Source organism: Microbacterium sp. BH-3-3-3, assembly GCF_001792815.1.
Classification (GTDB): domain Bacteria; phylum Actinomycetota; class Actinomycetes; order Actinomycetales; family Microbacteriaceae; genus Microbacterium.
The window spans coordinates 905,668-920,611 of the sequence record NZ_CP017674.1; the positions used below are offsets into that span (position 1 = coordinate 905,668).

The window sequence follows — 14,944 nt, forward strand, 5'->3', positions numbered from 1 at the left end:
ACCCACGCCCCGGGGCGGGCCGAACTCCTGAGAAATCCGGCTCCGAACCTCGCGCGGGTGCGGAGAACGGCATCCGCAGGCCAAAACTCAGGAGTTCGGCCCGCCCACACCAACGGACCCCGAACCAGCTCAGCCGAACAGCCTCCGACGCTTCTTCTTCGACACGATGCTCTTCTGCAGGTACACGACTCCGAGCCAGCGGCCGAACTTGAAGCCCACGCGGCCCATGCGACCCACCTCGGTGAACCCCAGCTTCTCGTGCAGGGCGATCGACGCGTCGGCTCCCTTGTCGCTGATCGCGGCGACCATCTCGCGGATGCCGAGCTCCTGGCACGCGGAGATCAGCGCCTCCAGCAGGGCGCGGCCGAGTCCCTTGCCCGCCGCGGCCTGACCGAGGTAGATCGAGTTCTCGACCGTGTACCGGTACGCCGACTTGGACTGCCAGGGCTGCACCAGCGCGTACCCGAGCACTTGACCGCTGGGCGACTCCGCCACGAGGAAGGGAAGTCCGAGCTTGTTCAACGTGGCGAACTTGTCGCGCCACTTCGCGATCGTCCAGGCCTTCTCGTCGAAGGTCACGACGGAATTGCGCACGTAATAGTTGTAGATCTCGCGGATGTGGGGGATGTCGGCCTCGGTGGCCGGGCGGATCTCATACGTGAACGGTCGTTCGGGCTCCGGCGCACGCCGCAGGTGCGTGGGCAACCGACGGCGGGCCTTCTCGTACTCCTCTTCCAGCACGCTCGACACTTTACGCACAGCGGCGTTTCGAGCGTGTGACCCCGGGCCGCGCGGCGCTGTCGTCAGGCCGGGAGACGCCAATCGACGGGGTCCGCGCCCTGCTCCTCGAGCAGGGTGTTGACCCGCGAGAACGGCTTCGAGCCGAAGAACCCCCGGCTGGCCGACAGGGGCGACGGATGCGGCGACGACACGATGGCGGTGTCACCGAGCAGGGGGGCCAGGTTCATGGCATCCTTCCCCCACAGCACCGCGACCAGCGAAGCCTCGCGGGCGACGAGGCTGCGGATGGCGTGGTCGGTCACGCGCTCCCACCCCCACCCCCGATGGGATGCCGGGGAGCCCGGCGCCACGGTGAGCACACGGTTCAGCAGCATGACGCCCTGCGCGCCCCAGGCCGAGAGGTCGCCGTGCGGCGCGGGGGCGATCCCCAGGTCGTCGGAGAGCTCGCGGTAGATGTTCGACAGGCTCCGCGGCACGGGCCGCACGTGCGGGTCGACTGCGAACGACAGGCCGATCGGGTGCCCCGGGGTGGGGTACGGATCCTGGCCGACGATCAGCACGCGCACCGCGTCGATCGGCGTGCGGAACGCACGCAGCACGAGGTCACCGGCGGGGAGGTACGGCTGCCCCTCGGTGCGCAGGCGCTCCCCGAGCGCCGCGATGTCGTCGGCGACGAGGGCGAGGGGCGTCACCCACGACGCGTCGATCAGGCCGGCATCGGCGAGCTGCGCGAGAGTCTTGCCGCTCACGCGGCGTCTTCTTCGTGCACCGACCCTTGGTGCGACCAGGGGAAGTCGATCCAGAGATCGGTGTCCTTCCACGCGTAGTCGGGGGTGATGATCGTCGACGGCTTCGTGTAGATCACGGCCGAACGGGTCTCGGCGCCGTGCCGGCCGAGGAGCTTCACGGCGAGGTCGAGGGTGCGACCGCTGTCGGCGACGTCGTCGACGAGGAGCACCCGTCGTCCGGTGAGGTACGACAGGTCGAGCTCGGGGGGCAGCAGTTCGGGCGCATCGAGGACGGTGCCGACGCCGGTGTAGAACTCGACGTTGAGAGCGCCGCAGTTCTTCACACCCAGTCCGTACGCGATGGCGCCGCCCGGCAGCAGTCCGCCTCGGGCGATCGCGACGACCACCTCGGGGTGGAACCCGTCGGCGACGATCGCCCGGGAGATGTCGCGCGTGGCGACCCCGAAATCGTCCCAGCTCAACCGCTCGCGCTCGTCCGTCACACCGGACTCCTCTCGTCGACTCGTCTCACCCTAGGGCGTGATCGAGACGCCGCCGCGCCCGATGCCGCCTCATCGCGGGGTGCCCGGTGCGATCGTGGCACCCCGGCGGGGAGTCGATTGCGGATGCCGAGGACGGCGGCGGTGCTATCGTCGCGCCATGTCGCGCATCTCGGGTGCGGTCGGACGGGTGCGCACCTCGGCGCTCGGGGTGACCGCGGGGCTCATCGGGTGGTTCGTGCTGGTGGAGCTCGCCAGCGGCATCCTTCAGGGGTTCTACGTCCCCCTGCTGCCCGACATCGTCACGCACCTGGGGATCCGCGACGCCGACGTCAACTGGTTCGAAGCCGCGCAGCTTCTGCTGTCGGCGCTCGTGCTGCCGGTGCTGGCCAAACTCGGCGACATGTTCGGGCACAAGCGCGTGCTGCTGTTCTCGGCGATCGCGACCGCGGCGGCGAGCTGGTGGCTCGTCTTCGCCGACTCGTTCACGACGTTCCTGCTGGCCTGGGCCCTGCAGGGCTTCTACGTCGTGTGGCTGCCGCTCGAGATCGCCCTGATCTTCGACCGTGGACGCCGGCAGCAGCGGGGGGTGTCGCAGACCCGCCGCGCCGCAGGTCTGCTCGTCGTGGGATTGCAGGCCGGCGCGATCATCGGCGCCCTGGCTGCGGGGCGCCTGTTCACCGCGACCGGCGGCGATCTGCGCCTCTCGCTCGCCGTCCCCGCGATCGTCGTGACGCTCATCTGCCTGGTGATCTGGTGGGGCGTGCCCGAGTCCGAGCCGTCGACGAGCGACCGCCGCCTCGACCTCGGCGGCTTCACGATCCTCGCCGGCGCTCTGCTCTGCGTCACCGGCGCCCTGTCGTTCGTGCGGCTCCCCGACGGCCCGGGTCCGATCGCGATCGTCGGGCTGCTGGCCGCGGGCCTCGTGCTGGGCGTGGTCTTCGTGCTGTTCGAGCTCCGTCAACGCGATCCGGCCATCGACATCCGCGTGCTGCGCCGGCCCGAGATGTGGCCGGTGCAGGCCACGGCCTTCCTCGTGGGCATCAGCCTGCTGGGAGCGCAGGGCCCGCTCGCGACCTACGCCGGCACCGACCGCGCACTCGGCTACGGCCTGGGTCTCGATGCCGCGGACCGATCGAACGTCATCGGCGTCTACCTCGTCTCGCTCATCGTCGGCGCTGTGCTGTTCGCCGTGACCTCGCGGTGGGCGCGTCCGCGCGCGATGCTGATCGGGGCCGCGACGCTCGTGGGTGCGGGATACGCGCTCCTGCTCCCCCTGCACGTCGAGCTCTGGCAGGTGCTGCTGTGCCTCGCGATCGCCGGGATGGGCTCGGGCGCCCTCGTCGCGGCGATGCCCGCGGCCGCGGCCGCCGCCGCTCCTCGCGGGCAGACAGGGGTGGCATCCGCCCTGACCAACACCACCAAGACCGTGGGCGGAACGATGTCGTCCGCCGTCTTCGGCGTGGTCCTCGCCGGTGGAGCCGGTGCGGCCGTGGCCGCCACCGCCGCACCGCTCGCGGGCTACCTGACGGTGTGGGCGATCTGCGCGGCGGGCGGATTCGCCGCGGCCGTGCTGCTGTTCTTCGTGCCGAAAGTGGCGTTCGCCGACAGCGCCGAGACCGAGACCGCCGCCCACGCCGCACGCGGCGAGGTGGCCTGAACGACGACCTCGGGCTCGACCGGCCGAGGATCGACGGGCCCACGGTGATCGCGGCGGAGAGACCGACGGTGACGGCATGCCGGCGACACCGGGCGGCAGCCCTGACGGGAACGGCCCCTCGGCTACTCCGGGCGCTCGCTCTGACGGGGGCGCAGCGGCCCCCGCGCGAGCAGGTGCTGCGCCGACTGCGCGACGGGGCGCATCGTCACGAGGTCGAGGTTGACGTGCCCCGGTGCATCGAGCGCGTAGGCGATGACGTCGGCGACGTCGTCGGCCACCAGGGGCGCCTCGACGCCCTCGTAGAGCTTGTCGACGGCATCGTGGTCGCCGCCCACGCGGTTGAGGGTGAACTCCTCGGTGCGCACCATGCCCGGCGCGATCTCGATCACACGGATCGGTTCGCCGTTCAGTTCGAGCCGCAGGGCGTTCACGAGCATGGCCTCGCCCGCCTTGGCGGCGTTGTACCCCGCCCCTCCCGGGTACGCGGTCTTCGCGGCGGTGGAGGTGACGAACAGCGCGTCCGCGTGCCCGACGCGCTGCGCGGCCTCGCGGAGGAGCGGGAGAAGGGATGCCACGAGCCGCTGCGACGAGAGCACGTTGGCCTCGAACATCCAGCGCCAGTCGTCGGCGTCGCCGTCTTCGACCCGGTCGGTGCCGCGCGCCCCACCGGCCACCTGCACCAGCGCGTCGACGCCACCGGTCTCGGCGAGCCAGGCCGACAGGTCGGCGATGTCGTCGGCGACGGTGAGATCGGCCGCGCGGGCGACGACACCGGTCTCGGCCTCGAGCGCCGCGAGCCGCTCGGCCCGGCGGGCGACGCCCACCACGTCCCACCCGCGCGAGCGCAGCAGTCGCGCCGTCGCCTCTCCGATACCCGAACTGGCCCCGGTCACCACTGCACGTCGCGTCATGGCATCCACGCTACCGGCACCCTCCGACACGGGTGTTACGGCCCGTGTCCGCCCCTGTTGTCGGTGTCGGAGGCGGTGTCTACGCTCGCATCAGGCCACGGCGACCGCCCAGGCCACCCGAGCTGAGGAGCGGCCATGTCGGCATCCGAGAACTGGCGTTTCGAGACCAAGCAGATCCACACCGGTGCCCAGCCCGATCCGGTGACCAAGGCCCGGGCCACGCCGATCTACCAGACCACCTCGTACGTGTTCGACAACGCCGACCACGCCGCGAACCTGTTCTCGCTGGCCGAGTTCGGCAACATCTACACGCGCATCCAGAACCCCACGCAAGACGTCGTCGAGCAGCGCGTCGCGGGGCTCGAGGGCGGCACGGGCGCTCTGCTCGTCGCCAGCGGCCAGGCGGCCGAGACCATCGCCGTGCTCAACATCGCGCAGGCCGGCGACCACATCGTGTCGTCGAGCTCGATCTACGGCGGCACCTACAACCTCTTCAAGTACACCCTCGCGAAGCTCGGCATCGAGACGACGTTCGTCGAGAACCAGGACGACCCCGCCGCCTGGCGTGCCGCCGTGCGTCCCAACACCAAGCTCTTCTTCGCCGAGACCATCGGAAACCCGAAGATCAACGTGCTCGACATCCGCACGGTCGCCGATGTCGCGCACGAGGCCGGCGTGCCGCTCATCGTCGACAACACGATCGCGACGCCCTACCTCATCCGTCCCTTCGAGCACGGCGCCGACATCATCGTGCACTCCGCGACCAAGTTCCTCGGCGGGCACGGCACCACGATCGGCGGCGTCATCGTCGACGGCGGCACCTTCCCCTGGTCGGAGCACTCCGACCGGTTCCCCGGCCTGACCACGCCCGATCCGTCGTACCACGGCGCCGTCTACACGCAGGCGGTCGGCGACGGTCTCGCGTACATCATCAAGGCGCGCGTGCAGCTGCTGCGCGACCTGGGTGCCTCCATCGCGCCGCAGAGCGCCTGGCAGCTCATCCAGGGCATCGAGACCCTGTCGCTGCGCATCGAGCGTCATGTGCAGAACGCGCAAGAGATCGCGGAGTGGCTCGAGTCGCACCCCGATGTCGCGACCGTGAACTACTCGGGCCTGCCCACCTCGCCCTGGTACGCCGCCGCGAACAACTACGCCCCCAAGGGCGTGGGTGCCGTGCTGTCGTTCGAGCTCAAGGGCGGTGTCGAAGCGGGTCGCGAGTTCGTCAACTCGCTGAGCCTGTTCAGCCACCTCGCCAACATCGGCGACGTGCGCTCGCTCGTCATCCACCCGGCATCCACCACGCACTCCCAGCTCACGCCCGAGCAGCAGCTCACCGCCGGTGTCACGCCGGGCCTCGTGCGCCTGTCGGTGGGTCTCGAGAACATCGCCGACCTCAAGGCCGACCTCGACCAGGCCCTCGCCGCCGCGCGGCGCCTGTCCGAGGCCTCGCGCGTCTGACCCCCTCTCGCGAAACGCCCCGACCCGGCTGTCCGGGTCGGGGCGTTTCGCGGCGTCGAGGGATGCGTCGTCTTCGTGTCCGGCGCGTCGCGTCGCGCAGCGTGCGGACAGCTCGGCGTCGCGCGGCGCGCGCAGCGCGGCGTCGGGTGACGAGCGGAGGACCAGGGATGCCAGGAGGACCCACGCCGCATGGCGACCCTCCCCCGTCCCTGACGCTCCGCTGATCACACGCCGCGCACCGCGCGACGCCCGCGTCAGACCTTCTGGCGCGGACGCAGGCTCCCGAGGCCCCCGTCGACCCCGATGATCTGGCCCGTCATCCACGCGTTCTCGGGCGAGAGCAGGAACTCCACCGCGCGAGCCACGTCCTCGGGCTCGCCCAGGCGTCCGAGGGGGTGCATGGCCTCCGACACCTTCCGAGACATGTCGGTCGACGTGAGCTTCGCGGTCAGGCGCGTCTGAACCAGGCCCGGCGCGACGGCGTTCACCCGCAGCCCGTGCGATGCGTAGCTGGCGGCGGCCGACAGCGTCAGCCCGATGACGCCGGCCTTCGCGGCGGCGATGCCGTCGTGGTTCGGCAGTCCCGCCAGGGCCGCGGCCGAAGACACCAGCACCACTGAGCCACCGTCGCGCATGTGCGTCCCGGCTGCGCGCACGGCGGCGAACGACGTGGTCAGAGAGGCGGCGATGAGGCCGTCGTACTGCTCGCGCGAGGTCAGGTGCGCGGGCTTGAGCAGCATCGAGCCCGCGAACACCGCGATGCCGTCGAGCTCGCCCACCTCGCCGACCACGCGGTCGACGGCGTCGAAGTCCGTGGCATCCAGAACGAAGTCGGGCTCGATGACCGAGGAATCCCGCGCCGTCGTGACAACGCGATGACCGGCGTCGCGCAGTCGGGTCGCGGTCGCCCCGCCGATGTCGCTTGAGGCCGCAATGAGAAGGAAGGTCGCCATGCGGCGATTCTGGCCAGCCCTCCGCGCCGGAGGCGGGGGCTGGACAAGGAGGTCAGACGGTGGTCAGCGCCGAGCGCAGGCGTTCGTTCTCGGCGTGCCAGTCGGGGTCGTCCTCCCAGAGCTCGGCCAGTTCACCGTCGTCGGAGGTCGCGTGGACGACCGCGGCGTCGGCCAACGACACCAACTCGGCGGACGGCGCCGACGCGCGCGCCACGAACGCCGTGACCGCGTCGGAGAAGGCCCGGCCGGGCACCCGCCCCAGCCCCCGCGCGACGACCTCGGCGGCCGCGATCGCCACCGTCGCGGCGTCGGAGTCGAGCTGCGAGCCCTCGGTATCGGCGGCGACGCGCAGTGCGTCGCGCACGACGTTCCAGTCGGTCTGCCCTTCGAGTTCGTACGCCCAGTCGGCGGCGGTGTCGTTCCCGAACGGTTCTGCGCTCCATGCACCCATGCGCCGAATCGTACGCGCGGTCTCCGACATCGACGTAACAGTCCGGTCGGGCCGCCGGCGACCGACGAGAATGGATGCCATGGACTGGCAGATCTCCGAAGACACGGTGCCCTCGGCCCCGGTGACGGAGGCCGATGCCCGATCGCTGCTCGGACGCCCCCCGGCGACCGGCGCGTGGCGCGACGGCGACCCCGCGGGGGACCGCCGATTCGCCTCGTTCGGCGCGTTCGCGACCGAGACCGGGCAGTCGCTGCCCCACGTGCGTCTCGCGTACGAGACGTGGGGACAGCTCTCCCCCGCCCGCGACAACGCCGTGCTGATCCTCCACGCGCTCACCGGCGACAGCCATGTGCGCGGTGCCGCCGGTCCGGGGCACCCCACCGCCGGGTGGTGGAGCGACCTCGTGGGCCCCGGTGCGGCCATCGACACCGACCGCTGGTTCGTGGTCGCCCCCAACATGCTGGGCGGATGCCAGGGCTCGACGGGACCGGCGAGCATCGCCCCCGACGGCTACGAGTGGGCTTCGCGCTTCCCGTACCTCACGATCCGCGACCAGGTCGAGGCTCAGGCCCTGCTCGCCGACGAGCTCGGCGTCGAGCGGTGGTTCGCCGTGGTCGGCGGGTCGATGGGCGGAATGCACGCGATCGAGTGGGCCGTCGGCCACCCCGACCGCGTCGCCCGCGCCGCGATCCTCTCCGCCCCGCCGATCACGACCGCCGACCAGATCGCCCTGAACTCGGTGCAGCTCGACACCGTGCGCATCGACCCCCGCTTCGCCGGCGGCGAGTATTACGACGCCGGCGACGGCGACGGCCCGCACCGCGGACTCGCCCTCGCTCGGCGCATGGCACTGCTGAACTACCGCAGCCCGACCGAGCTCAACCAGCGATTCCAACGTTCGTGGCAGTCGGGGGTGAGCCCGCTGGGCCGCGGCGGACGCTTCGCCGTCGAGTCGTACCTCGACTTCCATGGCAACAAGTTCACCCGCCGTTTCGACGCGAACAGCTACCTCACCCTCGTCGAGGCCATGAACTCGCACGACGTCGGCCGCGACCGCGACGGCGTCGAAGACGCCCTCGGCCGCGTCACGGCGACGACCCTGGTGCTCGGCATCGACAGCGACCGCCTGTTCCCTATCGACGGGCAGCACCGCATCGCCCGCGGCATCCCGAACACGCTCGACGGAGACGACGCCGTCGTGCTGTCGAGCGACTTCGGCCACGACGGCTTCCTCATCGAGACCGCCGCCGTCGCCCTGCACCTGCGTCGTCTTTTCGCGACCTGACGATTCCGGATGCCGGGCACCGCGGCATCCGTTCCTCCGGCCCCCCGTCGGTCGAGGACGAGGTCGCGCGTGTCGCGGTAGGGCCGCGCCGCTGCCGCGGCGAGCCGGCACCCCCACGCATACCCGGCGCGTTCCGGACCCTCACCCGAGCGGCGCGCCGTCGCCGCGACCGCCCGCACACACCGTCGAGTGTCCAGAACACTCCGCATCCCCGGACCCCAAGGCGGCGTGTCCGGGACACTCGCGCCAAGGTTCAGCGCCGCGTCAGCCGCCGGCCCGTGGTCGACACGACGCGCGCTCAGCGCTGCGTCGGGATCGAACCGGTGATCGCGGTCTGCGCGGCTTCGGCGGCCGGCACCCGATGTTCGGGGTGGCGTCCGCTGCGGTCCTCGACGCGGTACGAGACCACGGCGACCACCAGTCCGCCCAGGGCGAGCAGAGCGCCCACCCACGCCGGGGCGACGAGTCCGAGGCCCGCGGCGATAGCGAGGCCGCCGAGGAACGCGCCGAGGCTGTTGCCGATGTTGAGCGCCGAGTGGTTCAACGCCGCGGCGATGGACTGGTTGTCCTCGGCGACGTCCATGAGTCGCGTCTGGATCGCCGGGCTCAGGGCGGCACCGCAGAACGCCACCAGGAACGCGAACAGCACCAGCGCCACGATCCACCCGGCCGTGAGAGCCAGGCCCACCGATGCCGCACCGAGGGCGACGAGCCCGACGTACAACCAGAACCGCAGGTCTTTGTCGGCGAGCGCGCCGCCGACGATGTTGCCGATCGTCATGCCGATCCCCACGAGCACGAGTACGAGCGAGACGGCCCACTCGGGCTGGCCCGCGACATCGGTGATCATGGGCGCGATGTAGCTGTACATCGCAAAGAATCCGCCGAACCCGACGGCGCCGATGCCGAGGGCGAACCAGACCTGTCCGATGCGGAACACACGCAGTTCGTCACGCAATCGACGACCGGGCGAACCGGGGTGCTTCGGTACGAAGAGGGCGATGCAGATCGTGGCGAGCAGGAAGATCCCGGTCACCACGGCGAACGCCGCGCGCCAGCCGACCTGCTGGCCGAGAAGGGTGCCCAGCGGCACACCGACGACGTTGGCGATCGTGAGCCCGGTGAGTACGAACGCCACGCCCTTGGCGCGATTGCCGGGGCCGAGCGCGTCGGCGGCCACCAGGGCGCCGATGCCGAAGTAGGCGCCGTGCGGGAGTCCGGCGAGGAATCGGGATGCCGCGACGAGCTCGAACGTGGGGGCGATGACGGTCAGCAGGGTGAAGAATGCCAGCGCGGCGGCGAGCACGATCATCACGCGATGACGCGGGAACCGTGCCACGGAGCCGGCGATCGTGGGCGCACCGACGACGACGCCGAGCGCGTAGAGCGAGATGAGCCAGCCGGCCTGGGCGATGGCGTCGTCGGGCGAGGCCGCCCACGCGCCGGGGACGAGTTCGCGGGCGATGTTGGGCAGCAAGCCCATCACCACGAACTCGGTCATGCCGATGCCGAAGCTGCCGATGGCGAGAGAAAGGAGCGCCCGCATCGCCGCACCTCTCGAGGAAGTCGAAGAGGTCACCTTGCGATGCTAGTCCGCGCGGCCGCGAGCGTCGAATCGTTTCGAGGGCCGGGTGCGGCGGGTGAGGTCGGCGTCAGGGTCGACCGTGCACCCCGCGGACTGCTCCTCCCCACCCGCACCGCGGGTGAACTTCTCCCGATCTCCGCGGTCGAGCGGTTCCACCCCCACGGAAAGCTGACAGTCTGGGTTTCCTCACCGCGGGATGAAGGGATGCCGGACGTGACGGAACCGCAAGTATGGGTGCTCATCGGAACCTTCGCCGCGACTGTTCTGGGCGGCATGACGTTCAGCACGAACCTCATCATGGGATCGCTCACGAAAGTGATCACGGCGAACACAGACCGGCTCGAGGCACGTCTCGACGCCGTGCGGTACGAGACGGTGGCCGAGATCCACGTCACGAGGACCCGGGTCGACAGCGTCGAGACCGGTCTCACCGCCAAGATCGATAGCGTCGAAGCCGGCCTCACCGCCAGAATCAACACCGTCGAAGCCGGCCTCAGCGCCAGAATCGACAGCGTCGAAGCCGGCCTCGCCGCCAGAATCGACACCGTCGAAGCCGGCCTGGGCGCCAAGATCGACAGCGTCGAGAGCCGCCTGCGCGGAGACCTCGCCCGCATCGATGCCGACGTCACCGCCATCACCAGGCGCATCTGGAACGACCCGCCCGCCGGGTGAACCCGACGCAGCTGCGCCCCCTCGCGCAACCGTCGACCACTGTCCCGTCACGACTCCGTCGATCGGGCTCGATCGATCAGGCTCGATCGATCAGCTCAGTCGACGTGACGCTCCAGCGCGTCCTCGAGTCGCTCGATCTTGCCGTCGATCTCGCCCGTGTGTCCGGGGCGGATGTCGGCTTTCAGCACCAGCGACACCCGCGATCCGTAGGGCAGCACGGCATCCGTCGCCCGTTTGACGACGTCGAACACCTCGTCCCACTCCCCCTCGACCTCGGTGAACATCGAGGTCGTGCGATGCGGCAGACCCGAGGCGCGCACGACGGCGACGGCTGCGGCGACGGCGTCGTGCACCGACGCGTCGGGGTTCTCCGAGGCGACGGTTCCGACACCCGAGGGAGCGACAGAGAAGGCGATGAGCATGATTCGAGACTAGGCCGCGGGCGGCCTCGGCGGAACGGGCCGCGTCGCCACCGCGCCGCACAGCGCTGCGCAGCGACGCGCCGCACCGCGAAGTGAAGCGCTGCGTGTCTCCGTCGGACGACGCCGCGTGCACCCCGGTCGCGGCGCACCGTCTCGCGGCAGCACCGCGCCCAGACGCGAACCCCGGGTCAGCCGCGCGGAGCGATCCGCGTTCGCGCCGGACGCCGCCCGGTCACGATCTCGTGCAGCCCGGCGGGGGGACGGACGCGGTCGATCGGCGCACGGACGACGCGCACGACGGCCCACACGAGCAGCACGAGGGCGAGCAGGTTCCGCGTTTCGAGCACGAAGACCGGGAACGGGTTCGGGTGCGTCGCCATGAGCCCGTCGTACAGCAGCGGGTACATCCACTGCGTGAGCGCCGCGATCACGAGCGTCATGCCCGCGAATCCGTACCAGCGACGGCGATCGATCATCAGCCCCAGCACGACGGGGGCGAAGAGCCACACGTAGTACTGCGGCGAGCCGACCTTGTTCAGCGCGATGAAGGCGGTGACGAGAGCGAGCGAGAGCGGCGGGAAGAGGCTCACGAAGGTCGCCCCGCGCCGCAGCTTCACGATGCCGACGATGGCGATCCCGACCATGACGAGCAGCATGATGGGCGTCATCGCGGCGATGAGGGGGTCGGCGCCGGGTCCCGTCACCTGGAAGGTGAGCACGCCGCCGTCGTAGTACACCTCGGAGCCGGGAACGTAGAAGGCGGCGAGGAACATGTACAGCCCGCCGACGGGGGCCTCCATCTGGATGCCGCGGGTGGTCTGGTCTCCGACGAAGCCGAAGACGTAGGACGCACCGCCCAGGGCGACGACCGCGATGACGGTGGTCACCGACACCGCGACGGCACCCCAGATGAGGGCCAGGCGACGGCGGGCGGCGATGAGACCGGCGGCCAGGATCGCCGCAGGCCACACCTTCATCCACACGGCGATCGACAGCAGCAGGGAGGCCACGAACGGGCGGCGCAGCAGCCAGATGCTGCCGAGGATCGCGAACGGCACCGTGATGCCGTCGATGCGGTACAGGCCGACCGGCCCGATGAGCAGGATGGACGCGAGCCAGAACCAGGCGGCGATCACACGACCGCGCGAGCGTCCCTTGCCCACGAGCACGACGAAGGCGACCAGGTTGGCGAGCGCGACGGTGATGACCCAGGCGGGCGTGTACCCGACGGCCCAGGCGAACAGCCAGGCGAACGTCATGGGCAGGAACGCGAGCTGCGGATAGATCCACTTCTCGGTGATGCCCGGCCAGGCCCACGCGTCGGACCGCGTGCACGAGGTGACGTCGATGCCGCCGAACAGCGCGCAGCGCGACCAGGGTTCGTACACCAGGTACACATCGCCCATCGGCTCGTTGGGCTGCTGATAGCCCAGGATGCCGACGACGACATGTACGGCGACGAACGCGATCAACAAGGGAACGACACGCCTCACCACCGCATCATCCTAAGCGGGCGCCCCTGAGCGTCCCGGACGCGTGGCTCGCGCTCCCCCGCCGTCGCGCGGGTCGCGACGACAACCGTTACCCGATCGAGTCCGCCTGCAGCCCGGCCACGACCGAGGGCAGCTCCCCGGCGATGTCGAGCGCGGTGATCGGCCCGCCGAGGCCGCCGTAGGCCTGTGATGCCCGTGTGCCGGCCGTTCCGTGCAGCCACGCGGCGGTGGCCGCGCACGCGGCGAGGTCGTCGAGCGAGGTGCGATCGGCGGCGACCGACCCGGCGGTGACGGCGCCGAGCACGCCCGCGAGCACGTCGCCGGTACCGGCGGTGGCGAGCCACGGCGTGCCCGTCGTCACGCGGCGGGTCCATCCGCCCGCGGCGGCGACGATCGTGACGGCGCCCTTCAGCAGGACCACCGCGCCGATGGCCTCGGCGGTCTCGCGCGCGGCCGCCTCGCGGGCGTCGTCGTCTCGCGGATCGGCCGCTTCGAGGCCCAGGCTCTCGCGCAGTCGGTCGAGCTCTCGCGCGTGCGGCGTCACGATGACCGGTGCCGTGGCCCCGGCGACCAGGTCCAGGGCTCCCGCGTCGACGACGACCGGCACGTCGGCGCGCAGGATGCCGCGCAGCGCCGCGGTCTCGGCGGCGTCGCGCTCCGCGGCATCCGTTCCCGATCCCATCACCCACGCCTGCACCCGCCCGTCGGCGGTCACCGTCTCGGGCCGACGCTGCAGCACGAGGTTCTGCGCGCGCTCGGGTCCGAGGTAGCGGACCATGCCCGTTCCGGTGCGCCACGCGGCCTCGACTCCCAGCATCGCCGCGCCCGGATACCGGGTGGACCCCGTACGCATCCCCACGACCCCGCGGGAATACTTGTCGTCGTGCGCCGTTGGCCACCGCAGTGTGCGACCGGCATCGCGCCCGGTCCAGTCCTTCGCCGTCATGGCGTCACCCTAAAGCGCAAAGGTCTTCCATGAGTGCCCTCTTCACACCCCTGTCCATCCGCGGTATCGAGATGCGCAACCGGCTCTGGGTCTCGCCGATGTGCCAGTACAGCGCGGTCGACGGCGTGCCGAACGACTGGCACCACGTGCACCTCGCCCAGTTCGCCGCGGGCGGCGCCGGCCTCGTGATCGCCGAGGCCACGGCGGTGTCGCCCGAAGGCCGCATCTCGCCCGAAGACGCCGGCATCTGGACCGACGCGCAGGCCGAGGCCTGGGCCCCCATCGTCGCGGCGATCCGCGCGCGGGGCGCCGTCGCGGGCGTACAGCTGGGCCACGCCGGCCGCAAGGCGTCGACCACCTCCCCGCTCACCGGCGGCCGCGGCACCGTCGCGCCCGAGGCCGGCGGCTGGACCACGCTCGCCCCCTCGGCGCTCGCGTACGACACGTTCGCCGAGCCCGTCGCCCTCGATGCCGCGGGCATCGAGAAGGTCGTCGAGGACTTCGCGGATGCCGCCCGCCGGGCCGTCGCGGCCGGGTTCGAGGTCGTCGAGCTGCACGCGGCCCACGGCTACCTGCTGCACCAGTTCCTGTCACCGCTCACGAACCACCGCGACGACGAGTACGGCGGCTCGTTCGAGAACCGGGTACGCCTGCTCGTGCGCGTGACCGAGGCCGTGCGCGCGGCCACCCCCGACGTCGTCCTGTTCGTGCGCTTCTCGGCGACGGACGCCGCCGAGGGCGGCTGGAGCGTCGCCGACACCGTCGCCGCCGCGCGGCTGGTGGGTGCGGCCGGCGCCGACCTGATCGACGTCTCCAGCGGCGGTCTCGTGCCGCAGCAGCGCATCGTGACCGGCCCCGGCTACCAGGTCGAGTACGCCGCGACCGTGCGCCGCGAGACGGGACTGCGGGTCGCCGCCGTCGGCATGATCGACGACCCCGCCCTGGCCGAGAACATCGTCGCCGACGACCGGGCCGACGCCGTCCTGTCGGGCCGCGAGTGGCTCCGCGACCCGCACTACGGCCTGCGCGCCGCCGCCGCGCTCGGCGCCGACTCCCCCGCGCCGGCCCAGTACACCCGCGCGTACTGAGCCGCGCCGCGACTTCCTGACCCGGGTCCCACCCCACGGCGAATCGGCGAG

Annotated in this window: 15 protein-coding genes; 5 read left to right on the top strand and 10 right to left on the bottom strand. The window is 71.3% G+C overall.

The genetic code is table 11. The features are described from left to right. Positions 1 to 129: 129 nt before the first annotated feature. The 3 genes from BJP65_RS04300 to BJP65_RS04310 all read right to left on the bottom strand — a co-directional run bounded on the left by BJP65_RS04300 (position 130) and on the right by BJP65_RS04310 (position 1,972). Positions 130 to 741, bottom strand: coding sequence for a GNAT family N-acetyltransferase (locus tag BJP65_RS04300; RefSeq protein WP_055835940.1), 612 nt, complete (start codon positions 739 to 741; stop codon positions 130 to 132). Positions 742 to 803: 62 nt separating this feature from the next. Beyond that, positions 804 to 1,490, bottom strand: coding sequence for a uracil-DNA glycosylase (locus tag BJP65_RS04305; protein WP_070408328.1), 687 nt, complete (start codon positions 1,488 to 1,490; stop codon positions 804 to 806). Further along, positions 1,487 to 1,972, bottom strand: a complete 486-nt coding sequence (locus BJP65_RS04310; RefSeq protein ID WP_055834678.1) for a phosphoribosyltransferase — start codon at positions 1,970 to 1,972, stop codon at positions 1,487 to 1,489. The genes BJP65_RS04305 and BJP65_RS04310 overlap by 4 nt, the downstream gene beginning before the upstream one ends. Positions 1,973 to 2,129: 157 nt before the next feature. Between BJP65_RS04310 and BJP65_RS04315 the strand changes: the two genes are divergently transcribed. Beyond that, positions 2,130 to 3,629, top strand: a complete 1,500-nt coding sequence (locus tag BJP65_RS04315) for an MFS transporter (protein WP_181015980.1) — start codon at positions 2,130 to 2,132, stop codon at positions 3,627 to 3,629. 122 nt (positions 3,630 to 3,751) lie between these two features. On the opposite strand, the gene BJP65_RS04320 is transcribed toward BJP65_RS04315, so the two are convergent. Beyond that, entirely contained in the window at positions 3,752 to 4,540 is a 789-nt protein-coding gene (locus tag BJP65_RS04320) for an SDR family oxidoreductase (RefSeq protein ID WP_181015981.1), read from the bottom strand. A 135-nt stretch (positions 4,541 to 4,675) separates the two neighbouring features. Between BJP65_RS04320 and BJP65_RS04325 the strand changes: the two genes are divergently transcribed. Further along, positions 4,676 to 5,998, top strand: coding sequence for a bifunctional o-acetylhomoserine/o-acetylserine sulfhydrylase (locus tag BJP65_RS04325; protein ID WP_055936764.1), 1,323 nt, complete (start codon positions 4,676 to 4,678; stop codon positions 5,996 to 5,998). A 254-nt stretch (positions 5,999 to 6,252) separates the two neighbouring features. Here the strand turns inward: BJP65_RS04325 and BJP65_RS04330 are convergent, their stop codons facing one another. Together BJP65_RS04330 and BJP65_RS04335 are read right to left on the bottom strand one after the other, a co-directional pair. After that, positions 6,253 to 6,951, bottom strand: coding sequence for an SDR family NAD(P)-dependent oxidoreductase (locus tag BJP65_RS04330; RefSeq protein WP_070408330.1), 699 nt, complete (start codon positions 6,949 to 6,951; stop codon positions 6,253 to 6,255). A 52-nt stretch (positions 6,952 to 7,003) separates the two neighbouring features. Beyond that, complete coding sequence (locus BJP65_RS04335; protein WP_181015982.1) at positions 7,004 to 7,402, bottom strand: DUF4259 domain-containing protein; 399 nt, start codon at positions 7,400 to 7,402, stop codon at positions 7,004 to 7,006. A 79-nt stretch (positions 7,403 to 7,481) separates the two neighbouring features. Between BJP65_RS04335 and BJP65_RS04340 the strand changes: the two genes are divergently transcribed. Beyond that, positions 7,482 to 8,687, top strand: a complete 1,206-nt coding sequence (locus tag BJP65_RS04340; protein ID WP_070408332.1) for a homoserine O-acetyltransferase — start codon at positions 7,482 to 7,484, stop codon at positions 8,685 to 8,687. A 298-nt stretch (positions 8,688 to 8,985) separates the two neighbouring features. On the opposite strand, the gene BJP65_RS04345 is transcribed toward BJP65_RS04340, so the two are convergent. Then, on the bottom strand, positions 8,986 to 10,233 hold the full coding sequence (locus tag BJP65_RS04345) for an MFS transporter (RefSeq protein WP_070408333.1): 1,248 nt from the start codon (positions 10,231 to 10,233) through the stop codon (positions 8,986 to 8,988). 243 nt (positions 10,234 to 10,476) lie between these two features. Between BJP65_RS04345 and BJP65_RS04350 the strand changes: the two genes are divergently transcribed. After that, positions 10,477 to 10,944 carry a hypothetical protein gene (locus tag BJP65_RS04350; protein WP_181015983.1) on the top strand — a complete coding sequence of 156 codons (468 nt, stop codon included), beginning with the start codon at positions 10,477 to 10,479 and terminating at the stop codon, positions 10,942 to 10,944. 95 nt (positions 10,945 to 11,039) lie between these two features. Here BJP65_RS04350 and BJP65_RS04355 read toward each other — a convergent pair whose 3' ends face one another. The 3 genes from BJP65_RS04355 to BJP65_RS04365 all read right to left on the bottom strand — a co-directional run bounded on the left by BJP65_RS04355 (position 11,040) and on the right by BJP65_RS04365 (position 13,805). After that, positions 11,040 to 11,366 carry a thiamine-binding protein gene (locus BJP65_RS04355; RefSeq protein WP_070408335.1) on the bottom strand — a complete coding sequence of 109 codons (327 nt, stop codon included), beginning with the start codon at positions 11,364 to 11,366 and terminating at the stop codon, positions 11,040 to 11,042. A 188-nt stretch (positions 11,367 to 11,554) separates the two neighbouring features. Further along, positions 11,555 to 12,862: a glycosyltransferase family 87 protein gene (locus BJP65_RS04360; protein ID WP_070408336.1), complete on the bottom strand. Its 1,308-nt coding sequence runs from the start codon at positions 12,860 to 12,862 to the stop codon at positions 11,555 to 11,557. Positions 12,863 to 12,947: 85 nt separating this feature from the next. After that, positions 12,948 to 13,805, bottom strand: a complete 858-nt coding sequence (locus BJP65_RS04365) for an ADP/ATP-dependent (S)-NAD(P)H-hydrate dehydratase (protein WP_070408337.1) — start codon at positions 13,803 to 13,805, stop codon at positions 12,948 to 12,950. Between the two features lie 29 nt (positions 13,806 to 13,834). On the opposite strand from BJP65_RS04365, the gene BJP65_RS04370 reads away from it, so the two are divergent. Next, positions 13,835 to 14,893, top strand: a complete 1,059-nt coding sequence (locus BJP65_RS04370; protein ID WP_070408338.1) for an NADH:flavin oxidoreductase/NADH oxidase — start codon at positions 13,835 to 13,837, stop codon at positions 14,891 to 14,893. The last annotated feature ends 51 nt before the right edge of the window (positions 14,894 to 14,944 follow it).